This window comes from Sphingomonas jaspsi DSM 18422, from assembly GCF_000585415.1.
Lineage (GTDB): Bacteria > Pseudomonadota > Alphaproteobacteria > Sphingomonadales > Sphingomonadaceae > Sphingomicrobium > Sphingomicrobium jaspsi.
In genome coordinates this window covers 881,863-896,880 of sequence record NZ_KK073876.1, presented here as the reverse complement: position 1 = coordinate 896,880, position 15,018 = coordinate 881,863, and the positions used below count along the sequence as shown (strand labels likewise).

The 15,018-nt window shown below is 65.6% G+C and carries 16 protein-coding genes; 9 read left to right on the top strand and 7 right to left on the bottom strand.

Annotation, left to right across the window (positions count from 1 at the left end; all coding sequences use genetic code 11):
* Positions 1–82: 82 nt before the first annotated feature.
* Positions 83–472, bottom strand: a complete 390-nt coding sequence (rpsK, locus tag G570_RS04540) for a 30S ribosomal protein S11 (protein WP_025502672.1) — start codon at positions 470–472, stop codon at positions 83–85.
* An 88-nt stretch (positions 473–560) separates the two neighbouring features.
* The gene (rpsM, locus tag G570_RS04535) at positions 561–929 is read right to left on the bottom strand and encodes a 30S ribosomal protein S13 (RefSeq protein WP_037499611.1); all 369 of its coding nucleotides are present in this window, start codon (positions 927–929) and stop codon (positions 561–563) included.
* Positions 930–1,174: 245 nt separating this feature from the next.
* On the opposite strand from rpsM, the gene G570_RS04530 reads away from it, so the two are divergent.
* The 8 genes from G570_RS04530 to G570_RS04495 all read left to right on the top strand — a co-directional run bounded on the left by G570_RS04530 (position 1,175) and on the right by G570_RS04495 (position 9,131).
* Positions 1,175–2,368, top strand: coding sequence for a dipeptidase (locus G570_RS04530; RefSeq protein ID WP_037499608.1), 1,194 nt, complete (start codon positions 1,175–1,177; stop codon positions 2,366–2,368).
* Entirely contained in the window at positions 2,365–3,291 is a 927-nt protein-coding gene (locus tag G570_RS04525) for a bifunctional riboflavin kinase/FAD synthetase (RefSeq protein ID WP_037499604.1), read from the top strand. Before G570_RS04530 ends, G570_RS04525 begins: the two co-directional genes overlap by 4 nt.
* Positions 3,288–4,334 carry a glycerophosphodiester phosphodiesterase family protein gene (locus G570_RS04520; RefSeq protein ID WP_051504030.1) on the top strand — a complete coding sequence of 349 codons (1,047 nt, stop codon included), beginning with the start codon at positions 3,288–3,290 and terminating at the stop codon, positions 4,332–4,334. Before G570_RS04525 ends, G570_RS04520 begins: the two co-directional genes overlap by 4 nt.
* 59 nt (positions 4,335–4,393) lie before the next feature.
* Positions 4,394–7,219, top strand: a complete 2,826-nt coding sequence (ileS, locus tag G570_RS04515; RefSeq protein WP_037499601.1) for an isoleucine--tRNA ligase — start codon at positions 4,394–4,396, stop codon at positions 7,217–7,219.
* Positions 7,212–7,715 carry a signal peptidase II gene (gene lspA, locus G570_RS04510; RefSeq protein WP_037499598.1) on the top strand — a complete coding sequence of 168 codons (504 nt, stop codon included), beginning with the start codon at positions 7,212–7,214 and terminating at the stop codon, positions 7,713–7,715. Before ileS ends, lspA begins: the two co-directional genes overlap by 8 nt.
* Positions 7,708–8,115 (top strand): DUF3035 domain-containing protein, encoded by a 408-nt coding sequence (locus tag G570_RS04505; protein WP_037499595.1) that lies wholly within the window; start codon positions 7,708–7,710, stop codon positions 8,113–8,115. The genes lspA and G570_RS04505 overlap by 8 nt, the downstream gene beginning before the upstream one ends.
* Before the next feature lie 21 nt (positions 8,116–8,136).
* Positions 8,137–8,688, top strand: coding sequence for a winged helix-turn-helix domain-containing protein (locus tag G570_RS04500; RefSeq protein ID WP_051504029.1), 552 nt, complete (start codon positions 8,137–8,139; stop codon positions 8,686–8,688).
* Positions 8,689–8,750: 62 nt separating this feature from the next.
* Complete coding sequence (locus G570_RS04495) at positions 8,751–9,131, top strand: hypothetical protein (protein WP_037499592.1); 381 nt, start codon at positions 8,751–8,753, stop codon at positions 9,129–9,131.
* Here G570_RS04495 and G570_RS04490 read toward each other — a convergent pair.
* Positions 9,128–9,961: a sulfurtransferase gene (locus G570_RS04490; protein ID WP_037499589.1), complete on the bottom strand. Its 834-nt coding sequence runs from the start codon at positions 9,959–9,961 to the stop codon at positions 9,128–9,130. The genes G570_RS04495 and G570_RS04490 overlap by 4 nt on opposite strands.
* Before the next feature lie 63 nt (positions 9,962–10,024).
* Here G570_RS04490 and queF point away from each other — a divergent pair, with 63 nt between their 5' ends.
* Positions 10,025–10,477 (top strand): preQ(1) synthase, encoded by a 453-nt coding sequence (gene queF / locus G570_RS04485; RefSeq protein WP_037499587.1) that lies wholly within the window; start codon positions 10,025–10,027, stop codon positions 10,475–10,477.
* On the opposite strand, the gene G570_RS04480 is transcribed toward queF, so the two are convergent.
* The 4 genes from G570_RS04480 to G570_RS04465 form a co-directional block, all read right to left on the bottom strand.
* Complete coding sequence (locus tag G570_RS04480) at positions 10,474–12,504, bottom strand: OPT family oligopeptide transporter (RefSeq protein ID WP_051504028.1); 2,031 nt, start codon at positions 12,502–12,504, stop codon at positions 10,474–10,476. The two genes, queF and G570_RS04480, sit on opposite strands and share 4 nt — an antisense overlap.
* Positions 12,505–12,589: 85 nt before the next feature.
* The gene (locus G570_RS04475) at positions 12,590–12,895 is read right to left on the bottom strand and encodes a hypothetical protein (RefSeq protein WP_037499584.1); all 306 of its coding nucleotides are present in this window, start codon (positions 12,893–12,895) and stop codon (positions 12,590–12,592) included.
* Between the two features lie 72 nt (positions 12,896–12,967).
* Positions 12,968–13,366, bottom strand: a complete 399-nt coding sequence (locus G570_RS04470; RefSeq protein ID WP_037499581.1) for a nuclear transport factor 2 family protein — start codon at positions 13,364–13,366, stop codon at positions 12,968–12,970.
* Complete coding sequence (locus tag G570_RS04465) at positions 13,356–15,008, bottom strand: helicase HerA-like domain-containing protein (protein ID WP_037499579.1); 1,653 nt, start codon at positions 15,006–15,008, stop codon at positions 13,356–13,358. The genes G570_RS04470 and G570_RS04465 overlap by 11 nt, the downstream gene beginning before the upstream one ends.
* Positions 15,009–15,018: the final 10 nt, after the last annotated feature.

Sequence of the window (15,018 nt, the reverse complement as noted above, 5' to 3'; positions counted from 1 at the left end):
TGGCGGCGTCCCGCGAAACCCGGATTTTGAACTTCTTCGACGTCGGTATTCGAAGGCCGGGATCAAGACCCCGGCCGACAGATCAGACGCGGCGGCGCTTCGACGGGCGAACGCCGTTGTGCGGGATCGGGGTCACGTCGCGGATCGACGTGATCTGGAAACCGACCGCCTGCAGCGCACGAAGCGCGCTTTCGCGGCCCGAACCCGGACCCTTCACTTCGACTTCGAGGGTGCGCACGCCGTGTTCGGCGGCCTTGCGGCCGGCGTCTTCGGCGGCGACCTGCGCCGCATACGGAGTCGACTTGCGGCTGCCCTTGAAGCCCATCATGCCGGCGCTCGACCAGGCAATCGCATTGCCCTGCGCGTCGGTGATGGTGATCATGGTGTTGTTGAAGCTGGCGTTCACATGGGCGACGCCGGCGGTGATGTTCTTGCGCTCGCGACGGCGAAGGCGCTGGGGTTCACGTGCCATGGGTGGAAATCCCTAAATCTTGTTCTGTCTAAGCGACGAAAAGGATGAGTAACGTCTCGCAACCGTCCCCCGGACGGTCGCTCGCTTGTTACTTCTTCTTCCCAGCGATCGGCTTCGCCTTGCCCTTGCGGGTGCGGGCGTTGGTGTGGGTGCGCTGGCCGCGGACCGGCAGGCCCTTGCGGTGGCGCAGACCGCGGTAGCAGGCGAGGTCCATCAAACGCTTGATGTTCATCGCCGTCTCACGACGCAGGTCGCCTTCGACGGTGTAGTCGGCGTCGATCGTTTCACGGATGTGCAGCACTTCCTGGTCCGACAGGTCCTGGACGCGGCGTTCCGAAGCGATGTTCAGCTTTTCGGTGATTTCCTTGGCTTTGGCCGGACCAATGCCGTGGATATATTGAAGCGCGATCAAAACGCGCTTGTTGGTGGGCAGGTTGACGCCCGCAATACGTGCCATGAACTATATTCTCCTAGCTCCACAGATCCGCGGGCACCCGACGAATCCATCTCGTAGCGTGTGTGTCCCATACCAACGGAAAAACGGCGCGCGCTAAGAAGCGCCGCCGGCATGCCGCGAAACGGGATGGCCGCTATCTATGATTCGGGCAGGCCAGAGTCAAGATGCCGCTCAAGGTGCTGGACAAGCGAAATCGGGGGCTTACTCCCTGTCCCGATGGACGGGGGAAGTATGTCGGCAGGCAAATGCGAAAGCTAGGCTGGGCGCTGCTGATCGCCTACGCGCTGTTCGTCGGGGCGGCGCTCTACGTCCCCGGCTGGGTCGAGCGTGGGCAGAACCGGATCGACGGCAAGCCGCTGCTGGCGGTCAGCGAGGAAGCCGAGGCCCTTCACCAGACGCTGACCATCGTCGATCTTCATGCCGATACGCTGCTGTGGAAGCGCCCGCTCAACCAAGCGGCGGAGCGCGGACAGGTCGACTTGCCGCGCCTGGAACGGGGCAATGTCGCGCTGCAGGTATTTTCCTCGGTGACGAAGTCGCCGCACGGCCTCAATTACGACCGCAACAGCGCCGATTCCGACGACGACATCACCCGTCTCGCGATCGGCCAGTTGCAGCCGGTCAGGACGTGGCAATCGCTGCTCCAGCGCACGCTATGGCATGGCCAAAAGCTGGATCGGGCCGTGGCGGCGTCGCACGGCGGGTTGCGCAAGGTCGCGTCGGTTCGCGACCTCGACACGCTGATCGCCCTGCGGGCGCGAATGCCGGGGCCGGTTGGCGCCCTGCTAAGCGTCGAAGGACTCCACGATCTTGAAGGCAAGGCGGGCAACCTCGACCGTCTTTACGATGCCGGCGTGCGCATGGCCGGCCTGACGCACTTTTTCGACAATGAGCTTGCCGGGTCGATGCATGGCGAAAAGAAAGGCGGCCTGACCCGCTTCGGCCGCCAGATCGTGCGCACGATGGAAGCCAAGGGGATGATCGTCGACATCGCCCATTGCAGCCACGCCTGCGTTGCCCAAGTGCTGGCGATGGCGCGTCGGCCCGTCGTGTCGAGCCACGGCGGGGTGCAGGCGACGTGCAAGATCAACCGCAACCTCACCGACGAGGAAATCCGCGGCGTCGCGAGGACCGGCGGCGTGATCGGCGTCGGCTATTGGGACGCAGCCATCTGCGACACGTCGCCCCGAGCGGCCGCCAAGGCGATGCGCCACGTCCGCGACCTCGTCGGCATCCAATATGTCGCGCTGGGCAGCGACTTCGACGGATCGGTCACCACCCGCTTCGATACGTCGCAGCTGGTGCAGGTGACGCAGGCGCTGATGGACGAAGGCTTTACGCCCGACGATATCCGCGCGGTGATGGGCGGCAATGCGATCCGCGTCCTTCGCGGCGGGCTGGTGCCGATGCCCGAACTGGGGCAAGGGGCGGCGCGATGAGCCGCCTGACCCTTCCCGGCCCGATTCCCGACGCCCTGCGCGGCGCGATCGTCGCGCTCGGCAATTTCGACGGCTTTCACCTCGGCCACCAGGCGGTCGTCGGCCGCGCCGTGCAGCGCGGCGCGCATGAGCGGAGGCCGGTGATCGTCGCCACCTTCGATCCGCACCCCGTCCGACATTTCCGCCCCGACGCAGCGCCCTTTCGCCTGACCACGCTCGACCAGCGCGAACGGATGTTCCTGGCTGCAGGCGCGGACGCGATGCTGGTGTTCCGGTTCGACGACGCACTGGCCTCGACCAGCGCCGAAGACTTCATCGCCGACCTGCTCGCCCGCAAGATCGGCGCGACCGGCGTCGTGACCGGTGAGGACTTCACCTTCGGCAAGGCGCGCGGCGGCAATCCGCACGTCCTGCGCGACATCGGGGCGGCGCACGGCATCGTCGCGGAGACGGTCGCGCCGGTAACGCTGGCAGGCGAGGTCGTCTCCTCCAGCCGGATCCGCGAAGCGCTTCAGTCCGGCGACCCGCACGGCGCGACGCAACTTCTGACCCGCCCCTTCGCCATCGAAGGGACCGTGATCCACGGCGACAAGCGCGGGCGCGAGCTTGGCTGGCCGACCGCCAACATGGAACTCGGCACCTATCTCCGCCCGAAATACGGCATCTACGCCGTCCGCGCGCGACTGGATGACGGCAGTGAGCATGACGGCGTCGCCAGCCTTGGCGTGCGGCCGATGTTCGACCCGCCCAAGTTATTGCTCGAAACCTACCTCTTCGATTTCGACGGCGACCTTTACGGCCGCACGGTCGAGATCGCGCTCCACCATTATCTGCGCGGCGAGGAGAAGTTCGACAGCCTCGACGCGCTGAAAGCGCAGATGGCCGCCGACGCGGCCCAGGCGAAGGAATTGCTCAGCGCATGAAATATTGGCTCAGCCGTTTGGCGTTCGTTCTGGCCGTGGCCCTGCTCCTCCTCACCTTCGTCAACGCCAGCTGGCTCGCGCCTGCGCCCGTCGGCGGGCTGAAGATGGTCGCGCATCGCGGCGTGTCGCAGCTTTACGATCATCACGACCTCGGCCGCGACGATTGCACCGCCACCCGGATCGAACAGCCGGTCCACGACTATCTCGAAAATACCCCGCGCGCGATGGAAGCGGCGGTGCGGCTAGGCGCGGACATGGTCGAGATCGACATCGCGCCGACCGCCGACGGCAAGATCGCGGTGTTCCACGACTGGACCGTCGATTGCCGCACCGAAGGCAAGGGCGAAACGCGGTCGAAGACGCTGGCCGAGCTGCAGGCGCTCGACGCCGGTTACGGCTACACCGCGGACGGCGGCAAGAGCTTCCCTTTCCGCGGCAAGGGCGAGCATATCGCCAGCCTCGACGAGGCGCTGGTCGCGCTGCGCAACACGCCGATCAGCTTCAATTTCAAGAGCAAGGACCCGCACGAAGCCGACCTGCTCGCCGCCGCGCTCAAGGCCGCGCGCCGCGATGTCGAGGAACGACGCGACGCCTTCTATGGCGCCGACGGGCCGGTGAACCGCATCCGCCAGATTTATCCCAAGAACTGGGCGTTCAGCATGGAAGGCGCCAAGGCCTGCACCAAGGCCTATGGCCTGTACGGCTGGACCGGCATCGTTCCCGAGGCCTGCCGCAACGGGACGCTGTTCGTGCCCCTGAATTACCAATGGGCGATGTGGGGTTGGCCCAACCGGCTGATCCAGCGGATCCAGAGCGTCGGCGGGCAAGTGGTCGTCATCGGCCCGCATGGAGAAGAGGCGGGGCGCGGCCTCAAGCTTCCCGAACAGCTGGGCGAGATTCCCAACACCTTCAAAGGCTATATCTGGGTCGACGATATCTGGACGGTCGGACCCGCGCTGCGCCCCGGCAAGGACTTCCGCACCGAAGCCCAGCAGAAGGCCGCAGAGGCGGGCTTGAAGCGCCGCCGCGAAGCCATGAATTGATGCACCGCGTCATGCGGGGTGTTTGCAAGGCGATGAAGGGCCGCTAAGGCCCTCCACGCATGTCCGAAAAACCCGATTATCGATCGACCGTCTTCCTGCCGAAGACCGATTTCCCGATGAAGGCCGGCCTCCCCCAGAAGGAGCCGGTGATCCTGGCGCGCTGGCAGGCGGAAAAGCTGTACGAACAGGTCCGCAAGAACCGCGAAGGCCGCGAGAAGTTCATCCTTCACGACGGCCCGCCCTACGCCAACGGCGACATCCACATCGGCCATACGCTGAACAAGACCATCAAGGACATGGTGGTGCGCACCCAGACGCTGCTGGGCAAGGACGCGCCCTATGTGCCCGGCTGGGACTGCCACGGCCTTCCGATCGAATGGAAGATCGAGGAGCAGTATCGCAAGAAGAAGCAGTCGAAGGACGAGGTGCCGGCCAAGGAATTCCGCGCCGAATGCCGCGCCTATGCCCAGCATTGGGTCGATGTGCAGTCGGCGCAGTTCCAGCGTCTCGGCATCACCGGCGACTGGGGCAAGCCCTACCTCACCATGGCGCCCAAGGCCGAAGCGACCATCGTCAGCGAATTGTTCAAGTTCGCGGAGAGCGGCCAGCTCTATCGCGGCGCCAAGCCGGTGATGTGGAGCCCGGTCGAAAAGACCGCGCTGGCCGAGGCCGAAATCGAATATGAGGACATCACCTCGACCCAGATCGACGTGGCGTTCGAGATCGTCGAAAGCCCGATCCCCGAACTGGTCGGCGCGCATGCGGTGATCTGGACGACTACGCCGTGGACGATCCCGGTCAACCAAGGCATCGCTTACGGGCCGGACGTCGAATACGTCTTATTCACTGACGAAGGCGAATTGAACGGAAACCGCTACCTTGTAGCCCGAGAGCTTGTCGCTGAGTTCGAGAAGCGGACAGGTTCAGTCTTTGTTTCAGCTGACAGAATCCTCAAGGGTTACGATCTGGCCGGAACCGTTGCCAAACATCCGATGCGGCCGTTCTATCCTGATGGCTTCTTCGCCAAGCCGCGTCCCTTCCTGCCGGGCGATTTCGTCACCACCGACAGCGGCACCGGCCTCGTCCACATGGCGCCCGACCATGGCGAGGACGATTTCGACCTGTGCAAGGCGAACGGCATCGACCCGGTCTTCGCGGTCGAAGGCGACGGCAAGTATCGCGCCGACTGGCTGTGGCTGGGCGGACAGGGGTCGGTCATCAACCCCAAGTTCAACGCCCCTGACGGCCCGATCTGCAGCGACCTGCGCGAGGCCGGCGCCCTGCTCGCCGCGTCCGCCGACTATCTGCACAGCTACCCTCACAGCTGGCGGTCGAAGGCCAAGGTCATCTACCGCTGCACCCCGCAATGGTTCGTGGCGATGGATCGCCCCCTGCCCGATGACCATTGCGAAAGCTTCGCCGAAAAGCGCTGGGACTACGAAGGCGGCGCGCTGGGCCACGGCCCGACGCTTCGCCAGCTCGCGCTGCGCGCCATCGCCGACACCCGCTTCGTGCCTGAAAAAGGCCGCAACCGCATCGGCAGCATGGTCGAGGGCCGTCCCGACTGGGTGCTGAGCCGCCAGCGCGCCTGGGGCGTGCCGATCGCGCTGTTCGTCGATCGCGAGTCCGGCCAGCTGCTGGTCGACCACGAGGTGAACCAGCGCATCGTCGCCGCCATCGCCGCCGAAGGCGTCGACGCGTGGGAGGAAACCCGCGCGGCCGAATATCTCGGCTCGGGTCGCAACCCCGACGATTATGAGATGGTCACCGACATCCTCGACGTCTGGTTCGACAGCGGCTGTACCCATGTATTCACGCTGGAAAGCGGCGACTGGCCCGAGCAGCGCTGGCCCGCAGACCTCTACCTCGAAGGCTCGGACCAGCATCGCGGCTGGTTCCAGTCGAGCCTGCTCGAGAGCTGCGGCACCCGCGGCCGCGCGCCCTATAACGCGGTGCTGACCCACGGCTTCACGATGGATTCGAAGGGCATGAAAATGTCCAAGAGCCTCGGCAACACCATCAGTCCGCTCGACCTGATGCGCGACTATGGCGCGGACATATTGCGGCTGTGGGCGCTCAGCGTCGACTTCACCGAGGACCATCGCATCGGCAAGGAAATCCTCGCCGGGGTCGCCGACCAGTATCGCAAGCTGCGCAACACCTTCCGCTACCTGCTTGGTGCGCTCGACGGGTTTGGCGAAGACGAACGGATCGCGCATGGCGAAATGCCCGAGTTGGAGCGCTACATGCTCTCGCAGTTGGCGGCGCTCGACGCGCGGATGCGCACCGCGATCGATGATTTCGACTTCAACGATTACACCCGCGCGCTGACCGACTTCTGCAACAACGATTTGTCGGCCTTCTTCTTCGATATCCGCAAGGACTGTCTCTACTGCGACAGCCCGGCCGACCCGAAGCGCCGCGCCTATCGCACCGTGCTCGACACGCTGTTCCACGCGCTGGTCCGTTACGCCGCGCCGGTGCTGGTGTTCACCGCCGAGGAAGTGTGGGGGACGCGCTATCCCGACGGCGGCAGCGTCCATTTGCTTGAACTCACCGAAGTCCCCGCCGACTGGCGCGACGAGGCGCTGGAAGCGAAGTGGGCCAAGCTGCGTGAAGCGCGCGAGGCCGTCACCGAAGCGATCGAACCGCTGCGCCGCGACAAGGTCATCGGCTCCAGCCTCGAAGCCGAAGTCACGCTGCCGCTGGACGGCGATGCCGACCTCCTCGCCGAACTGTTCATCGTATCGTCGGTGAAGCAGGGCGATACGCTGGCGGTCGCCAAGACCGACAAGCATAAATGCGGTCGCTGCTGGCGCCTCCTGCCCGAGGTCACGGAAGACGGCGACCTCTGCAACCGTTGTGAAAGCGTCGTGAATGGCTAACCGCACTACCGCCTATCTGTCGGCGCTGATCGTTTTCCTGGTCGACCAGGCCAGCAAATGGGCGGTCGCCGGACCGCTCGGCCTGACCCGCGAGGGCGACTTCATAACCCTGCTGCCGATCTTCAATTTCACCCGCGTCCATAACGAGGGCATCAGCCTTGGCATGCTGCAGGCGAACAGCGACCTTGGCCGCTGGCTGCTGGTGGCGATGACCGGCGCAATCGCGCTTGCTGTCGCCTGGTGGATTTCGCGCGAGGACAAGCGCGGGGACCAGCTGGCGCTCAGCCTGATTCTGGGCGGTGCGCTGGGAAATATCGTGGATCGGGTGCGCTTCGGCTACGTCCTCGACTTCCTCGACTTGCATTTCGGGGCGTGGAAGCCCTTTTATGTCTTTAATGTCGCCGACGCCGCGATTAGCATCGGCGTTGTCATCTTGCTGCTCCGCGCCCTCTTCGTTCGCGAAAAGGCGCCTGAAGGAACGAACGAACATGCGTAAGGCTCTCATCCTGCTCGTCCCCGCGGTCATGCTCGCGGGTTGCGGTGCGCTCCGCGGCAAGCGCGAAACGCTCGACGAGTTCGCGGTCGCGCGTAACGCGCCGCTGGTCATCCCGCCCGACTATTCGCTGACCCCGCCCGTCGCCGGCACCGTCAGCCTGACGGCGCAGGACGCGCAGACCCAGGCGATCGAAGCCCTGTTCGGCGGCCCTGCCCCGCGCAGTGCGTCGGAAGCGCAGATCCTCGACACCGCCGGTCGCGATCGCGCGGCGCTCGGCATCCGCTCGACCGTGGGCGACCCCAACACCCGCGTCGTCGACAAGGGCCAGGCAACCCAGACCATCATCGCTGCGCCGGAAGGCGACGGCCAGACGGCCTCGGCCCAGACGCCGCAGCAATAAACGGGTAACAGGGGGAAGCGCATGAGCCAGGAAACGCTGTCCGCAAGGCTGGTCGAGATCGAAGCGATGCTCGACCGCTCGCGCCGTCGTTTCGACGAAGGCTCGCGCCTGGTCGAAGAGGCGCACAAGGCGTTGGCCGAAGTGCAGCAGCTTCTGATCGGATCGCCCGTTTCGCTGTCGGCCGAGGATAGCGAGGAAGTCGCCTCGCGCCTGCTCGCGAGCCTCAAGGCCAATGGCGGCGAACTCCCCGAAACGCTGTGCGGCGGCCGCCTGGCGGTCGACCCGATCCAGCGGCTGATCCGCATCGACGGTCATCCGATCGGCATTACCGAGATGGAATATCGCGTGCTCGAACTGCTGGCCTTCGCCCGCAACAATGTCGTCACGCGCCAGATGCTGTTGAAGCACCTGTATCGCCGCGCCGACGACCAGCCGCAGCCCAAGATCATCGACGTCTTCATCTCCAAGCTGCGCAAGAAGCTGCGGTCGGCCAGCGGCGGGGCGGAATTCATCGAGACCATTCCGCAGCGTGGCTGGATCCTGCGCGACGTCGAAAGCGCCAACGCGGCCTGAGGCCGGACCGATGCGGATCGACGATTCACCGATGATTTACCGACGCCTGCGATAAGGCGTGCGTGATCCATTTCCTGCCCGATTCGCCCGCCGAGGCATTGGACCTGTCCGCAAGCCCGGAATCGGGCCCCTATGCGGAAGCCGTCGCGCGCCTCGCGTCGGTTCGCCAGGCGCTGGCCTGCGTCGAGCAGGTCGCCGGGGAAGCGGCGTCGGAATCGATGGTCGAGGCCAAGCTGGCTGCCGGCTGGCCGGTCGCGAACCCCGCCCGCCAGCGCTGCTACGACGCCCGTTCGGCGCGCGCGGCGTCGGCGGCTGCTGCTGGGCTTGAAGTGCTGGCGTCGCTGCAGGACCGGGGCATCGAGCCGCATCCCGTCGCGGTTCAGCGACTGAAGGGTCAACTGCAGGCCGATCTCGACGGCATCGACCGGTTGTTCAGCCTTTAGGCCTTGCCGGTCGCCTTGGGCGTTGCCGGGTCGGCGCCCCATTCGCTCCAGCTTCCATCGTAGAGCAGATGCCCGCGCCCGCCGAGCCGTCGCGACGCGAAGATCAGGCTGTTGGCGGTAACCCCTGACCCGCAGCTGGCAATGAAGGCCGACCCTGGATTGACCCCCGCCTGCTCGAACGCCGCCCGCAGTTCGCTGTCGGAGCGGAAGGTGCCGTCGTCACGGTAGAGATTCGAAAGAGGGACGTTGCGCGCACCCGGGATGTGGCCCGGTGCGACATTCGGCCGGGGATCGGGATCGGTGCCTTCGAACCGCGCCGCGCCGCGCGCGTCGACGATGGGGAGCGGCGCACCAGCCAGGATGGCCGCCTTGTCGATCACCTCGCCGCCCCGTTCCTGCGCATCGAACCGCGCCGTGCGCGGCTTTGCCGGTCCCTGCTCGACGGGCCGCCCTTCCGCCCGCCACTTCTGCAGGCCGCCGTCGAGGATTGCGACCCGCTCCGCCCCGAAATGACGGAACATGAACCAGCCGCGCGCCGCGGTGCGCAAGTGGCTGTTGTCGTACACGATAATGCGGTCGTCGCGGCCGACCCCAAGCGCAGTCATCGCCGCCCCGAAGTCGGCGGCCGAAGGCAGCATGTGCGGGGCGGGATGCGATGTGTCCGCAACCTTGGAAATGTCGAGGAAACGCGCTCCGGTGATGTGCGCGTCGAGGAACTCGGCCGCCGGATCGCGCCCGTCGGTCGGAAGGAATGCGCTGCTGTCGACGGCGACAACGTCCGGATCGGCCAGATGCTGAGCCAGCCAGTGGGTCGTGACCAGATCGTCCATCGAAACGCCTCCCTTTGGTGCAGGATAGCGGTCCGCGCCCGTCCCTGCTAGGAGCGCTGCCCCATGAGCCTGACCCCCAAGCATCTCGGCCAGACCAGCGCCCTCCCCGCTTCGCCCGACGAAGCCGAGCTGGACTATGTGCCCAATCCGCGCCCCGGCGAGCTGTACCTCGTCCGCTTCGCCGCGCCCGAATTCACCTCGCTCTGCCCGGTCACCGGCCAGCCCGACTTCGCGCATATCGTCATCGACTATGCACCGGGCGAGACGATCGTCGAATCGAAGAGCCTGAAGCTCTTCCTTGGCTCGTTCCGCAACCACGCGGGCTTCCACGAGGACTGCACCGTCGGCATCGGCAAGCGGCTGTTTGACGAGATGAAGCCGAAATGGCTGCGCATCGGCGGTTACTGGTATCCGCGCGGCGGCATTCCGATCGATGTGTTCTGGCAGTCGGGCGAACCCCCGGCCGGGCTGTGGCTGCCCGACCAGGGTGTACAACCCTACCGCGGTCGCGGTTAGCGAACCGCTGCGATTTCGTCGGCTCGCGTGTCGCCGTCAGGCAGCGGCACAGCGGCGCGGCCCTTCGTCCAGACGTAGAGCGCGCCCACGCCCAGCGCGAACAGAGCCATCGCCAGCGGCATCGCGAAGGATGGTGCTTCCTTGAACAGCGCGATGACGCCTGCGCTGTCTTCCTTGCCCGCGCCCGACGCCGCCGCGACCAGCGCGGCATAGGCGACGCCCATCAGGCTTTCGCCGACGATCAGGCCGGTCGCCATCAGCGTCCCCAGCCGCTCGGCGAAGGCGGGATTGGCGGACTGTCGCGCCCATCGGTCGTAATACCAACCGAGCAGCGCACCGAGCGGGATGAACAGGTCGACTTCCATCGGCAGATACATGCCCATGCCGACGGCCAGCGGCGGCAGGCTGTACTTCTTGTCCGACACCTTCTTCAGCACTTCGTCGATCGCGACGATGACGATGCCGATCAGCGCACCCTGCTTCAGCAGGCCCCAGTCGAGGCTGCCACCTAGAACACCCTGCGTGATCGACGAAATGAGCGCCGCCTGCGGCGCGTTGAGCGCATCGGGCCCGGCCCCCGGGGCACCAACGAAACCGAACGCGCTGTTCAGCAGGTCGAGAATCGGCGGGATAACCAGCGCGCCGAACACGACGCCGATGATCAGCGCGACCTGCTGCCGCCACGGCGTCGCGCCTACCAGTTGGCCGGTCTTGAGGTCCTGCAGATTGTCGTTGGCGATAGTCGCGACGCCGAAGATGACGGCGGTGACCAGCAGGGCGAAGGCGACCAGGCTCTCGGTTGCCGCCGGTCCCGCGCCCTGGAACAGGCCGAGAAGGATCAGCGAGATGCCGAGCGCGGTGAGGATGCCGACGCCGCTGACCGGGCTGTTCGACGCGCCGATGAGGCCGGCCATATAACCGGTAATCGACGCAATAATCAGGCCCGCGATCATGATGTAGCCGAGCGACAGCGCCACCAGCGGCAGGGCATGGTCGGCCACCGCCCCGCTGCGCGCGATGCCGGCGAGCAGCAGGCCGATCGGGATCATCGAGGCGAGGATGGTGCCGCCAACGACGGTGATCGGCAGGTCGCGTTCGGTCAGTTCCAGTTCCTGCCCGCCCGCACGCGCGCGGTTGGCGGCCAGTGCCTGCATGATGCCCTTGATGATCGGGCCGATGACCTTGGCAAGCGTCCATAGCGCCGCGACCAGCATCGTGCCTGCACCGATGAAGCGGACCTTGTGGACGAAGATGTCGCCGATCACGTCCTCAATGCCCGTGCCCGCGGCGATACCCGACACGGTCAGCGACGGCATCAGCCACGCCCAGCTGATGATGATGCCGACCAGCATGGCGATGCCCACCGCCATGCCGACCAGGTGGCCGACGCCGATCAGTGCCATCGACAGGCTGGCGGTCACCCCGCTCGCGCCTGCGCCGACCTTGAAGGTCTTGCCCGCCGTGTCGACGATCAAGCGCGTCTTGGTCAGCATGAAGAAGCCGCCCGACACCAGCGCCGCCCAGACGATGGCGACGAGGCCGCGCTTATTCTCTTCTTCACCGCCGACGCCTGCGCCGACTTTCAGCACCTCGGCTGCGGCGACGCCTTCGGGGTAAGGCAGGTCGCTCCCCGTCACCAGCGCGCGGCGAAGCGGCACCGAATACATGACGCCCAGGATGCCGCCGAGACCGATCACCGCGACGCTCAACCAGTAGGGAAAGTGCGTCCAGTATCCGATCATGATCAGGCCGGGCAGGACGAAGATGATCGCGCTCAGCGTCCCCGCCGCCGAAGCGATCGTCTGGACGATGTTATTTTCCTGGATGGTCGATCCGGAAAAGAATTTGAGGATGGCCATGGAGATCACCGCGGCCGGGATCGACGTCGCGAAGGTGATGCCCAGCTTGAGGCCCAGATAGACGTTGGCCGCTGTAAACAGCAGGGTGATAAGCCCGCCGAGAATAACGCCGCGTAGCGTCAGTTCTTTCAGGCTGGGTGCCGATACGCCGGCAGGTGCAGTGGCCATGGAAATTCGATCCCTCAAATGAAGAGGGCGACACAAAACACAGACGTGGCGATCCGCCTAGCCCCAATCGACCGCTGGCGCGGCCTCAGCGATCCTTGAAGCGGTCGCTGCTTTCGGCCCAATAGTCCTCGACGTCGCGCTGGGCATTGGCTTCGGCCACAGCCCGTTTGGTCCCCATGCCGGTGTCGAAGCGGATCAGCGCCGCCTTGAAAGTTTCCAGTTCGGTCGGACAGGCGGTCTTGACCGCTTCGGCGTAGGCGTCGGCCGCCATCTTGTCCGACGCGCTTTTCATTTCGAACGCCTTGAGGCAGGCGGCATAGGCCTTCCTCGGCGCGACGAGACTGTCGGGACTGGGCGCTGCCACCGCGAGCGCCACCGCAAGCATCAACATCCTGAAACCCCTCCCATGGATCGCTTCTGCGAAGGGGAGGATGACTGTTTCGTGACGAAAATCAACGGCAAATCAATCGATGCGGACCCCGGACGGCACCGGCGAGCTGTGCCGCCTGACGACCTGCCACTGCCCGGCTTCGCGGACCCACACATCGGTCAGCAGGACGCGTTCGTCGATCAGCTGGCCTAGGTAGCGCACCTTCCATTGCGCATCGACGGTGGCGACGATCGTGTTGTCCAGCGCGACGCATTCGGTGACCCGCACGTCGAGATTGGCGATGTCCATCCGCCGCAGCGCTTCGATCCACTGTTCAAGGTTGACCGCGACCGACCCGGTCGAACGAACGCCGACCAGCTTGAACAGCGGATGGATCAGCTTGCGCAGGACTGCCTCGTCCTTCGCCACGAGCGCGTCGCGCCACTGCCGTTCGAGATCGCGGACGTCGATGCAGGGCGAATCAGCGACCACGAATGAGGCCTCCGAAGATCCCGCGCAGCAGGCTGTTGCCGATCTGGCGGCCGATCGACGAAGCGGCCGAGCGCGTTGCCGACTGGACGGCCTTGTCGAACGCGCTCGGCTTCGCTGCTTCGCGCGCGCGCCGGGCCTCCTCCCGCTCATATTCGCGCTGGCGACGTTCCTCGTCCTTTTCCGCTTCACGGCGGACGCGTTCGGCCTCCTTGTCGGCGGCTGCGCGTTGACGGGCGGCTTCCTTGTCGGCGATCGCCTGCAGTCTGGCCGCTTCCGCTGCCGCCTTGGCCGCGTCCGTGTCGGCCTTGGCCTTGGCCGCCGCGGCGGACGCCTCGTCGGACTTGGCCTTCAGGATTTCCTCGGCACTCTCGCGGTCCAGCACCGTGTCATATTTGGTGCCGATGACATCGGTCTGGATGAGGATCGCGCGTTCCTGGGCCGTCAGCGGACCGACCCGCGAGCTGGGCGGCTTGATCAGGGTGCGTTCGACCGGCGCCGGCGAACCGTCCGCAAGCAGCAGCGACACCAAAGCCTCGCCGATCTTCAATTCGGTGATCGCCTCGGCGACGTTGATTTCCGGGTTGGGGCGGAAGGTATCGGCCGCCGACTTGACCGCTGCCTGGTCGCGCGGCGTGAAGGCGTTGAGCTTGTGCTGGACGCGGTTGCCGAGCTGGCCGGCGACCTTGTCGGGGATGTCGATCGGGTTTTGCGTGATGAAATAAACGCCGACCCCTTTCGACCGCATCAGCCTTACGACCTGCTCGACCTTTTCGAGCAGTGCCGGCGGCGCATCGTCGAACAGCAGATGCGCCTCGTCGAAGAAGAAACATAGCTTGGGCTTATCGGGATCGCCGACTTCGGGGAGCAGTTCGAACAGCTCGCTCAGCAGCCACAGCAGGAAGGTGGAGTAGAGCCGCGGAGACGCCATCAGCTTGTCGGCGGCCAGAACGTTGACGATGCCCTTGCCTGCTTCGTCGAGCTTGAAGAAATCTTCTAGATCGAGCGCCGGTTCGCCGAAGAAATGGTCGCCGCCCTGTCCGCGCAGCTGAAGCAGCGAGCGCTGGATGGCACCGACGCTCATCTTCGACACATTGCCATATTCGAGCGTCAGCTCGTCCGCCCGCTCGCCGATATTGACCAGCATCGCCTGCAGATCGTCGAGGTCGAGCAGCATCAGCCCTTCCTTGTCGGCGACATGGAAAGCGATGGTCAGAACGCCTTCCTGCACGTCGTTGAGGTTCATCAGCCGGGCCAGTAGCAAAGGGCCCATTTCGCTGACGGTCGTGCGGATCGGATGACCCTGCTCGCCGAACAGATCCCAGAATTGCACGGGCATCGCCTCGTACGCCCAGCCGGAATAGCCGATGTCGGCGGCGCGCGCGGCAAAGGCTTCATGCGGCTTGGCGGTGGCGGAGCCGGGCATGGCGAGGCCGGCTAGGTCGCCCTTCACGTCGGCGACAAACGTCGGGACGCCGACCGCCGACATGCCTTCGATGATGCCCTGCAGGGTCACCGTCTTGCCCGTCCCGGTCGCCCCGGCGATCAGGCCGTGCCGGTTGGCGCGCTTCAGTTCGAGTTGCTGGGCTTTCGCGCCGCCCGAAGCGGCGCCGATAAAGATACTGGTTGGCGGCTGACTGGCCATATCGTCCCAT